The following is a 9,867-nucleotide window of genomic DNA, read 5'->3' as shown; positions in this document are numbered from 1 at the left end:
GGGGGGGGTTGGGGGGGGGGGGGGGGGGGGGGGGGGGGGGCCCGGGGTGTGGGGGGGGGGGGGGGGGGGGGGGGGGGGGGGGGGGGGGGGGGCCCCCCCCCCCCCCCCCCACGGACTCCCGGACCGGGCCTAGCCGAACGGCTCCAGTGTCATGAAGGCCTCCTGCGGGTTGCCGTCGTGCACCAGCGACTCGTGGGCGCCCACGTCGTCGAAGGCGAAGCCGTACGCCTTGCCGTCGGCCATCTGTGCGTGGATGACGCGGGAGTAGTGGTTGGTGACGGCGTCACGGTAGAAGCCGGCGCCGTTCGCATCGGGCTGGTTGGGGTTGGTCAGGAGCGTCGACCGGTTGAAGCCCGCACACAGGGTGCGGGAGATCGGGCCGCGGACGAGGTCGTTGGGTGCGTCCAGGAGCTTGTAGCAGCCGAAGATGCTGTCGGAGTCCGGCTTCCGGAAGCTGGTGACCACCGCTCCCGAGGCGTTGGTGAAGTTCATGACGTTGCCGGACACCCGGCCGTAGTACTTGGTGTTCGGCTGGTTCGCGAAGGGCGTCACGGTGAGCGTGGACGAGGCGTACTTGTTCCAGACCCGGTTGACGTAGTCGTTCATGGCGGTGGCCGGGATTCCGCCCGCCTCGATGCCGTGACCGGGCGAGAGCGCGCGCAGCGGTGTGCCGTCGGGGCGGTTCTGGATCAGCCCGCCCCAGCCGGCCGCACGCAGCTGGGCGAAGACGGCGTTGTAGCCCCCGGGCCGCAGCCGCCCGGTGTTCCGGACCGTGCCGTCGGCCACCTTGACGCCGACCGCGTACGGGGCCGAGAACATGTCGACCTGGGTGCTGTTGATCCACAGGCCTGCGTCGTTCAGCGTGTACTTGGACCAGTTGAACAGGATGGTGCGGTTGGGGTCGGAGGGGTTCTGCACGGCGGGCTGCACCAGGCCGCCGGTGCTGAGCTTGAAGACGATCTTCTGACCGATGGAGAAGTAGACGCGTCCGGAGAACCTGGGCATCCGGATCGTCTTGGTCTGCCCGTTGGCCGGGCCCGCGATCGACGCGTCGGGCGCGGGGGTGGGGGGATTGCCTCCCACCGGCCACGGGTGGAAGGTGCCGTTGGCGTCGGCCCAGCCCTGCCGGCCCGTCGCGAGCTCGGTGCCCAGGTTGTAGACGTAGACCGGCTCGCCGCGACCCGAGGTGTTCTTGATGGTGAGCGGGATGGTCGGTGGTACGGCCTCCGCGGACGGCGACGGGCCGAGGACCATCACCCCGGCGGCGACGACCAGGGCCGAGACAGTGGATGCGATCACTTTCGATAGGCGGAACACATTCTTCCTCCTGACGACTATTGACGACTATTGACGACTGAGAGCGCTCTCAGAATCGAGCTGTGTTCAATTTCTGTCAATGAAACCGACACAGCCCGGACTGACACGGCCCGGAGGGAGGGGCGCTCCGGCGCTCAGACCACGGTGACCCGGGCGAGGGCCCAGGAGGTGTGGTCGAAGGCCGTGTTGGCGTTGGCGTCCTCGACGACCAGGTGCAGCAGCTTCACCCCGCGCACGTCGAGGTCCACCCGAACGGGACCGCCCGCACCGGTCAGTTTGCCGCTGGTGAACAGCACCTTCCCGTCGCCCCGCACCGAGGCCTTCGTCGCGCCGGTGGCGGACTGGTTCTTCGAGAAGTCGTCGATGCCGACGAGCGCGGTGAAACGGTCCGCCGTTCCGCCGAGGTGGTAGACGACCTCGGAGGGTGCGTGCACGCCGAGCCCCTTCGCGTACGTGACCCCGCCGAACGAGATGGGCGTACCGTCCCCGGCCGCGTTGCGCCCGTTGGAGCGGTCACGTTCCACCGGGCCCCAGCCGTTGGTGGCCGACACCCACGCGAGATCGCTCAGGTAGGCGTCGGCGACCGGCGCGGCCGGCACCGTGGAGACCCGTTCCGTGGTGGAGTAGCGCAGGGGCCCGGTCGCCGACTCCGCGGTGCCGTCGACCGTCAGCGGCCACTGCGTGCCCGCGGCGGCCGTCGCCGGCGGGGTGACCTTCCAGGTCGTGGTCAGCGTGGCACCGGCGGCCAGGGGATCCTGACCGGTCGCGGTGGTCGCCCGGACCTGCCAGCCGGCCGGGGCGCGGAGCGCGAGGAGCGCCCGGGTCCAGGGCTTGGCCGAGCCGTTGCCCAGGGTCGCGGTGACCGTGAAGGCCTCGCCGGGCACGGCCGGTCCCTGGACCTGGGCGCGGACCCCGTAGGGCTTGCGGATGTACGTGTCCGCCCACGAGGAGCGCATGAGGGCGACCAGGGCGGCCGCCACGGACGGGTTGGCGGCGGCGACGTCGTGCTGCTCGCCGAGGTCGGAGGCGAGGTCGTACAGCTCGACCTGCCACTGGGCGTCGGGCAGCGCGTGGTCCCTGACGGGCGCGAACCGCACGGCCTTCCAGTTGTCCTTGCGCACGGCCTCGGCGAGCCGGGTGGCGCGGCCGCCGTCCTCGGTGTTGGCGCGGCTGGTGACGCCGAGTTCGTCCCGGTACCAGTACAGGTGGTTGTGGCGGGCGGCGGCCGGGCTTCCGGCGAGCAGCGGCGCGGCCGACAGTCCGTCGATGTCCGTGGGTGCGGGTGCGCCGCCGAGTTCCGCGAGGGTGGGCAGCACGTCGGTGAGCGAGGTGGGACGGTCGCTGGTGGCGCCGGCGCCGATCCGGCCCGGGGACCAGGCGATCAGCGGGACGCGGATGCCGCCTTCGTAGAGGTTGCGCTTGTAGCCGCGCAGCGGCCCGTTCGCGTCGAACAGGTCGGGGTTGACCCCGCCCTCCTCGTGCGGGCCGTTGTCACTGGTGACGAGGACGACGGTGTTCTCGGCGATGCCGAGGGCCCGCAGCCGGTCGGTGACCTTGCCGACGAGCGTGTCGAAGTAGCTGATCTGGGCGGCGTGTCCCTTGTTCTGCTGGGTCCAGGTACGGGAGGCGTACGCGCCGACGTCGGGGATGTCGCTCGGCGCGTGCGGCACGGTCGGCGTGAGGAAGAGCAGGAAGGGCTCCGCGGCGTGGGCGCCGATGAAGTCCAGTGCGCGCTGCTCCAGGAGCTGGGGTGCGTAGGCGCCCTTCGCGCCGTTCGCGTTGGCGGCGATGGCCTCCTTCGCGCCGTTGTGCCACAGGTACTGCGGGTAGTACTCGTGCGCGTGGCCGTGGTCGATGTATCCGTGGAACTCCTCGAAGCCACGGGAGTTGGGGTGGCTGGGCTGGTCGCCCTCCTCGGGCCCGAAGCCCCACTTCCCGATCACGGCGGTCCGGTAGCCGCGGGCACGCAGCACTTCGGCGAAGGTGGTGTCACCGGCCTTCAGCGCGCCGGGGGCGCCGTTCGGATTGGCCCGGACGGCGGAGTGGCCGGTGTGCAGGCCCGTCAGCAGCGAGCAGCGGGAGGGCGCGCAGACGGCGGCCGTCGAGTAGGCGTCGGTGAATCTCAGCCCCTCGGCGGCGAGTTGGTCGATGCGTGGTGTGGTGATCAGCTTCTGGCCGTACGCGCCGAGGTCGCCGTAGCCGAGGTCGTCGGCCAGGATCACGACGAGGTTCGGAGCCGCCGCGGCGGCGCTCGTCGCGGCCTGGGTGCCCTGGGTGCCCTGGGCCGCTCGGGCCGCCTGGTCCGCCGCCTGCGCCTCCGGTGCGGCGGGGAGCGCGGCGAGGCCGAGAGTGGCCGCGGACCCGGCGAGGAAGTGGCGGCGGGTGGACATCAGGGGGTGCTCCTCGGTTCTCGGGACGGGATCCGATCATGCGAAGAGCACCGGCCCGATGGCCATGCACACGGCATTAAAAGCGTGTGACGGCCCCGGGTGGCCATCGCGTTCAACACCGGTGTCGGGGACGGTGTCGAGGCGGCGCGTCGACGGCTCCGAGCCCCCGTGCGGCGCGCCGCCGACGGCGTGTTCATCCGTCCTGCGCGGGCCGCCTGCCGGTCAGCCACGGGAACCGGTCCGCGGAGTAACGGTAGGCGCGGAAGACGGAGTTCTGAGCCCCCGCTGAGGACTCCAGGCCCACGCCTTCTCCGAAGGACCGGAACTGCGGGACGACGAACTCCCACACCACGTCACCTTCGGGCGTCACCTCGAAGAGCCGCCCGAAGGAGCCCTCGGCGATGAAGGTGTTCCCGTTCGGCAGCCGCTGCGCGCTGGACATGTACGGGCTGTAGAAGTTCTGCGGCGGGTTGTCCTGGTAGGACCACACCTCCTTGCCGGTGCGCGGGTCCAGCTCCAGCACCCGCGAGTACGGCACGGACGTGGTGTCGCGGTAGGTGCCGTTGTCGAAGACCAGGATGTTGCCGCCCGCGAGCTCGTGCGGGTGGTGCTGCTGCGCCAGCACGTCGGAGCCGATGTGCCACAGTACGGACCCGTCGGCGCGGTCGACGGCCACGGCCGAGGACGCGCTGCGGAAGCCCACCACGACCGAGCCGTCGGCGCGCTCGTTGACGGTGTTGGCCATCGGCCAGTGCTCGCGGGCGAAGTGCGGGTTGAGCGGGAACTCCTCCGGGTCGAGGTGCTCGATGGCGGCCCAGCGCCACACCTCTTCCCCGTCCCAGGTCAGCTCGTACACCACGTCCCCGTAGATCACCCCGCCCTGCGCTTCGGAGCCGGGGATGCCGCCCCGGATGCGGGCCGCGTCGGCCGGGTCCAGCGGTTCGACGACCGTGATGAGGAGGTTGCCGTTGCGCAGGATCGAGGCGTCGTGGTGGTGGAAGGGGTGCCTGACCTCGCGGATGACCGTGGAGTCGGGGGCCAGTTCCTGGAAGATGCCGCCGTGGTAGACGTCCCAGATGGGGAAGAGGGTCGGGCTGCCGGTGTCCTTCGCGGCGTAGAAGAGGTTCCCGTTCGGGAGGAGCTGCGCCTGGCGGCCGGGCGGGTGCGGGGAGTTCCACGTGTGGACGGTCCGGCCCTCGATGTCGACGAGGTGGATCTCTCCGGCGCTGGTGATCGGGGTGTAGAGGGTGTGGCCTCCGTTGCTGCGCTCGGGGTCGTGGGCGATCAGGCCGACGCCGCGGCGGCGCAGGGTGTTCTGGTCGACGGTCATGAGGATCGTCATCTCCTTGGGGTGGGTGTGGTTCAACGGACGGTGACGGCGGCGGGGTCGGCCGCCGTCAGGGGGCCGGGGTTCAGGTACCGCAGCAGGGCGGTGCGGTCGGCGGCGCCCGGGAGGTTCTGGGCGGCCTTCGCCCAGGCGGCCTCCTCCTCCAGCTGCGCCAGCAGCTCGGGGGTGAGGGTCGCGCCGTAGGTGTAGCGGGGCTGGTAGGCGTCGACGTAGCCCGCCTGGAGGGCGCCCTTGGACTGGGCCACCAGGGCCTGCCGTGCGCCGGCCGGGTCTTCGCCGATCTCGCGCTCGGCGCGCCGCAGGGTGCGGAGCACGGCTGCGGTGGTCTCCTCGCTCGCCTTGGGGCCCGCGATCAACAGGGTCCGTGCGGTGTAGCCGGTGAACGGGAGCTCGGCGTACCGCTCGCCGAGGGTGGTGCGCGCGGCGTCGTAGAAGCTGGGGAAGGTGACGCCGGCGTCGATGTCACCCCGGGCCAGAGCCGGAGTGACCTGGTTCGGGGCGAGGTTCACCACGGTCACGTCGGCGGCCGTCAGCTGTACGGAGCCGAGCATGCGCGAGAGCGCGTACTCGACGTTCGTGCCCTGCGGGACTCCGATCTTGCGGCCCTTGAGCGCGGCGAAGCCGGTGATCTGCCGGTCGGTCCGGGTGAGCAGGCGCCAGTCGGAGAAGCGGGACAGGTCGGCGACGATCCGCAGGTCCCGTCCGCCGAGCGCGGCCGTGACCGCGGGCAGGTCCCCTACGACGCCGAGCTGTGCCTGCCCGCCGAGCACGGCGTTCAGGGCGTCGCGTCCGGTGGGCTGGGTGGTCACGGCGGCGTCGATGCCCTCGGCGGACCAGAGCCCGCGCTCCTGGGCCACGTAGACGGGCGCACCGCCGAGGTGGTCGCTGCCGGCCAGGGAGACGGCCGGGCGGTCGCCGCCGGTGGGTGTGGAGCTGCCGGCGCAGCCCGAGGTGAGCACGCAGAGCAGCGCCGCCATCAGTACGACGGCCGCCGCGCGGGGTCTGGGCATGGGGAAGTCCTTCCGGGGACGGAGACGGGGTGGGAGTCGTGAAATCTCGGGATCGCGCGGAATGGTGGAATCGCGGATCCGAGGGGCTTCGGTGGCTTCAGTCGGAGCCGAGGTGGCGTGCGATCAGTGAGCGCAGGTCCGGGTCGGGCGGTCCGTCGGGCACCCGGTGGTCGGCCAGCACGCGCCCGGGGGACCCGCCGAGGACGACGACCCGCTGGGCGAGGGCCAGTGCCTCGTCGATGTCGTGCGTGACGAACAGCACGGTGGTGCCCCTGCGCTGCCACAGCTCCCGCAGCAGGCTCTGCATGCGGGTCCGGGTCAGCGCGTCCAGGGCCCCGAACGGCTCGTCCATCAGCAGGACTTCGGGCTCGGCGGCCAGGGCGCGGGCCAGCGCCACGCGTTGCTGCATGCCGCCGGAGAGCTGGGCCGGGTACTTGTCGGTGCCGTCCGCCAGGCCGACCTCGGCGAGCGCTGCCAGGGCGCGCCGACGGCGTTCCGCGCGCGGCAGCCCGAGCCGCTTGAGGGCGAACTCGACGTTGCCGCGGGCGGTGCGCCAGGGGAAGAGCGCGTAGTGCTGGAAGACGACGCCCCGGTCCGGTCCCGGTCCGCGCACCGGCCGCGCTCCGGCCGTCACCGTTCCGGTGGCGGGCGGTACGAAGCCGGCCACGGCGCCCAGCACCGTCGACTTGCCGCATCCGCTCGGCCCGAGCAGGGCGGTGAACGACCCGGCGGGGAGTTCCAGGTCCGTCCGCTCCAGCACGCGGGCGGCGCCGTAGCCGAGGGTCAGCCCCTCCAGCCGTACAGCCAGGCTCATGACGTGCTCCAGTGCACGAACCGGCGGCCGATCGCGGCCAGCACGAGGTCCACGACCACGCCGAGCAGTCCGAGCACGAGCAGCCCGGCGAACATCCGGTCCACGCGCAGGAACTGGCCGTCCACCTGGAGCCGGTACGCCAGTCCGCTGTCCGCTCCGCCGAGCTCCGCGGCCACCAGGGCGAGCAGCGCCACCGAGGCCCCGTAGCGCAGCGCCGCGAGCAGGGCGGGCGCGGCGGCGGGCAGCAGCACCTCGGTGAACCGGCGGTGCAGCGGCGCGCCCAGGGAACGGGCCGCCCGCAGGTGGGAGACCGGCACCCGGGAGACCCCGTCGTGTACGTAGAGCCATACGGCGAGCAGTACGGCGTACGCGATCAGCAGGCGCTTGGCGGTCTCCCCGATGCCGAACCAGGCGGTGGCGAGCGGTACGAGGGCGATGGCCGGGATCGGGCGCAGGAAGGAGACGAGCGGGGTGACGGCGGCGGAGAGCCTCGGCAGGTAGCCGGTGGCGAAGCCGAGTGCGCTGCCGACGAGGGCGCCCAGCGCGAAGCCCTGCCCGGCGCGGGCCAGGCTGGCGCCGAGATCGGCGGCCAGGAGGCCGCTGCGGGCGCTGTCCGCGAGCGCGGCCAGGGTCTCGGCGGGCGTGGGCAGGAGTCCCGGAGCCACCGCGCCGGACCAGGCGAGCAGGTACCACAGCGCGAGCACGGCGCCTGCCGCGCCCAGGGCCGGGCCCAGTCGGCCGAGGGCCCGGCCGGGTGGTGAGGGGATGGCTTGCACGGGGCGGCTCCTCCGTCGTCGATAAGTGAGGTCAATAATTGACCACGCTTATGAAGGGAGTGTTGCGGCAGTGCGAAACCTCTCCGGGGCCCCCGGTCCTTGATCGGCGATGCGGTACGTTCAGCTGCGTGCCTCGACCCGAACCCACGCCCGAGGCGATCGAGGTCGGACGGGTGATCCGGAGCTGTCGCAAGCAGCGCGGCGTCTCCATGGCCGCCCTCGCCGCCCGCTCAGGCCTCTCGCAGCCCTTCCTCAGCCAACTCGAACGCGGGCTGGCCACCCCCAGCCTCAGCTCGATCTACCGGATCGCCGAGGCGCTCGACGTCACGCCGGGCACCTTCCTCAGGCCGCCCGGCCGCCAGGGAGCGGTCAGTCACGAGAGCGATCCGCAGGTGATCCGGGTGAACGAGACCGCGGGGCAGATCGCGCGGGTGCTCATCCCCGGCGGCAGCAGTGCGCTGATGGAGGCGTACGAGCACCACTTCGAGCCCGGCCAGGGCGAGCGCGGCTGGTTCGAACACCCCGGCGAGGACTTCCTCTACGTCCTGGAGGGCGAGGTCGTCCTGGAGGTCGAGGGCGAGGCCCCGCTGACCCTGCGCGCGGGCCAGAGCGCCCACCACCGGGGCGAGGTCCCGCACCGCTGCCGCCTGGCGGGCCCTTCCGCCGCCCGCACCCTCCTGGTCATCGCGAACGCCTAGCTCTGGAGTCGCCTCCCGCAGGCGGGACTTCAGCTCTTGTCGCCGGCCTCCGCCGCCTTGTTCGCGATCTCCTCCAGGACGGCCTTCGGGTCGGCGCCCGGTTCCACCGCGCGTCCGATGTTGCGCTTGATCGTGTCGCTGACCGTCACCCACGACGGGTCGTTCACGGGGTAGAGCCGGGCGGTGCGCAGCGCGCTCAGGAAGTCCTCGTCGGTCTGGCTGAGGCCGCCGCCGGCGGGGGTGCGCGCGGCGGAGGCGGTGGCCGGCAGCAGGTGGTAGCGGCCGGCGAAGTCCGACAGGTTCTTGTCCTGGTAGACGAATTCCAGGAACCTGCCGATCTCGGCGCCCTTGCCGTTCTGCTTGAAGGCCACCATCCAGTCGGCCACGCCCACGGTCGGCGGGCTCTCCCCGGAGCCGAGCGAGTCCGAGACCGGCATGGCGACGGTGCCGACGGTCATGCCCTTGGCGGCCGCGTCGTGGGAGAGCGACGGGTAGCCGTTGAGCATGCCGACCTCGCCCCGCAGGAAGGCGGCGAAGGCGTCGGCGCGGTTCAGCCGGGCCGGCGGGGTGGGCCCGACCAGACCGGGGGCCACCATGTTGTCCTTGACCCACTGCCAGGTCCGGATGTTCTTCTCGGAGTCCAGGCTGTACTTGCCGCTGCTGTCCGCGTAGCCACCGCCGTTGCTGAGCTCCCAGATCAGCGCCTCGGCGTGCGCCTCCTCGGGGCCCAGGGGCATGGCGTACGGGAACGTCACGCCCTTGTCCTTGAGTGCCTTGGCGGCGGCCTTGAGTTCGGACCAGGTAGTGGGGGCCTTCTTGACGCCGGCCTTGGCGAAGAGCGCCTCGTTGTAGTACAGGAGACGGCTGCTCGCCACGAAGGGCAGTCCGTAGAGGTGGCTGTTGACCGTCCCGGCCTCGGCGAGCGGCTGCAGGAAGTTCGCCTCCGCGCCGACCGAGAGGAGCTCCTCCGCGGAGTAGAGCTTGCCCTGGGCCGCGAAGTCCGAGTAGGAGCCCATGAGCGCCACGTCGGGCGCCTTGCCCTCCTTGACCATCCGGGAGACCTCGCGGTCGATGTCGGCCCACGGCAGCAGTCGGACCTCGACCTTGACTCCGGGGTTGGCGGCGGTGAAGTTGCCGGTCACCTTGTCCCAGTAGGCCTTGGAACTGGTGGCGGGGGTGTCGCCGTACTCGGCGGCCACCAGGCGGAGCGTACCGCCGTCTCCCGCGCCGTCTCCCGGACTGCCGCATCCCGACAGTGGTATCAGCAGGCCGAGCACAACCGCGGTGGCGGCCGTGCCGAAGGTCTTTCGTCGCACGGGTCTGTTCCCCTGATGTCGCTCGGATGGTGCCGCTCGTCGCACACCGCGCCCAAGGGCGGGTGCCCCGCGGCCCGGTGGCCGGAATCATCTCCTGAGGTTGGAGTGATTGATTCCACTGGCGGGGCAGGTGTGGTCGATGATCCAGCCCGGAGGTTCCCGGCTTGTGGTTTCCGACATGCGTCGGGCCGTCTTGAC

Annotated in this window: 8 protein-coding genes; 1 reads left to right on the top strand and 7 read right to left on the bottom strand. The window is 72.0% G+C overall.

All coding sequences use genetic code 11. The annotated features are described in order from the left end of the window. Positions 1-129 precede the first annotated feature (129 nt). The 6 genes from ACFYZ4_RS32330 to ACFYZ4_RS32305 form a co-directional block, all read right to left on the bottom strand. Positions 130-1,254: a glycoside hydrolase family 64 protein gene (locus ACFYZ4_RS32330; protein ID WP_390785534.1), complete on the bottom strand. Its 1,125-nt coding sequence runs from the start codon at positions 1,252-1,254 to the stop codon at positions 130-132. 197 nt (positions 1,255-1,451) lie between these two features. Continuing rightward, on the bottom strand, positions 1,452-3,707 hold the full coding sequence (locus tag ACFYZ4_RS32325; protein ID WP_351295502.1) for a sulfatase-like hydrolase/transferase: 2,256 nt from the start codon (positions 3,705-3,707) through the stop codon (positions 1,452-1,454). A 193-nt stretch (positions 3,708-3,900) separates the two neighbouring features. Next, a complete protein-coding gene (locus ACFYZ4_RS32320; RefSeq protein WP_390785531.1) occupies positions 3,901-5,037 on the bottom strand; it encodes an aryl-sulfate sulfotransferase in 1,137 nt (378 codons plus the stop codon). 32 nt (positions 5,038-5,069) lie between these two features. After that, positions 5,070-6,065, bottom strand: a complete 996-nt coding sequence (locus ACFYZ4_RS32315) for an NrtA/SsuA/CpmA family ABC transporter substrate-binding protein (RefSeq protein WP_351295499.1) — start codon at positions 6,063-6,065, stop codon at positions 5,070-5,072. Positions 6,066-6,162: 97 nt separating this feature from the next. After that, positions 6,163-6,879, bottom strand: a complete 717-nt coding sequence (locus tag ACFYZ4_RS32310) for an ABC transporter ATP-binding protein (RefSeq protein WP_351295496.1) — start codon at positions 6,877-6,879, stop codon at positions 6,163-6,165. Then, positions 6,876-7,655: an ABC transporter permease subunit gene (locus tag ACFYZ4_RS32305; protein WP_351295493.1), complete on the bottom strand. Its 780-nt coding sequence runs from the start codon at positions 7,653-7,655 to the stop codon at positions 6,876-6,878. Before ACFYZ4_RS32305 ends, ACFYZ4_RS32310 begins: the two co-directional genes overlap by 4 nt. A 128-nt stretch (positions 7,656-7,783) precedes the next feature. Here ACFYZ4_RS32305 and ACFYZ4_RS32300 point away from each other — a divergent pair, with 128 nt between their 5' ends. Further along, complete coding sequence (locus ACFYZ4_RS32300) at positions 7,784-8,353, top strand: XRE family transcriptional regulator (RefSeq protein WP_351295490.1); 570 nt, start codon at positions 7,784-7,786, stop codon at positions 8,351-8,353. 29 nt (positions 8,354-8,382) lie between these two features. Here ACFYZ4_RS32300 and ACFYZ4_RS32295 read toward each other — a convergent pair whose 3' ends face one another. Further along, positions 8,383-9,669 carry an extracellular solute-binding protein gene (locus tag ACFYZ4_RS32295; RefSeq protein WP_351295487.1) on the bottom strand — a complete coding sequence of 429 codons (1,287 nt, stop codon included), beginning with the start codon at positions 9,667-9,669 and terminating at the stop codon, positions 8,383-8,385. Positions 9,670-9,867: the final 198 nt, after the last annotated feature.

The organism is Streptomyces sp. NPDC001513, assembly GCF_042894695.1.
Classification (GTDB): Bacteria; Actinomycetota; Actinomycetes; order Streptomycetales; family Streptomycetaceae; genus Streptomyces.
Note: the sequence above shows the minus strand (reverse complement) of the source record. Positions and strands in the feature narration are given on the sequence as shown.

Coding starts and splice junctions, on each gene's coding strand:
- ACFYZ4_RS32310 (WP_351295496.1), bottom strand. CDS start 6,879: ATGAGCCTGGCTGTACGGCTGGAGGGGCTGACCCTCGGCTACGGCGCC.
- ACFYZ4_RS32315 (WP_351295499.1), bottom strand. CDS start 6,065: ATGCCCAGACCCCGCGCGGCGGCCGTCGTACTGATGGCGGCGCTGCTC.
- ACFYZ4_RS32325 (WP_351295502.1), bottom strand. CDS start 3,707: ATGTCCACCCGCCGCCACTTCCTCGCCGGGTCCGCGGCCACTCTCGGC.
- ACFYZ4_RS32330 (WP_390785534.1), bottom strand. CDS start 1,254: ATGGTCCTCGGCCCGTCGCCGTCCGCGGAGGCCGTACCACCGACCATC.
- ACFYZ4_RS32320 (WP_390785531.1), bottom strand. CDS start 5,037: ATGACCGTCGACCAGAACACCCTGCGCCGCCGCGGCGTCGGCCTGATC.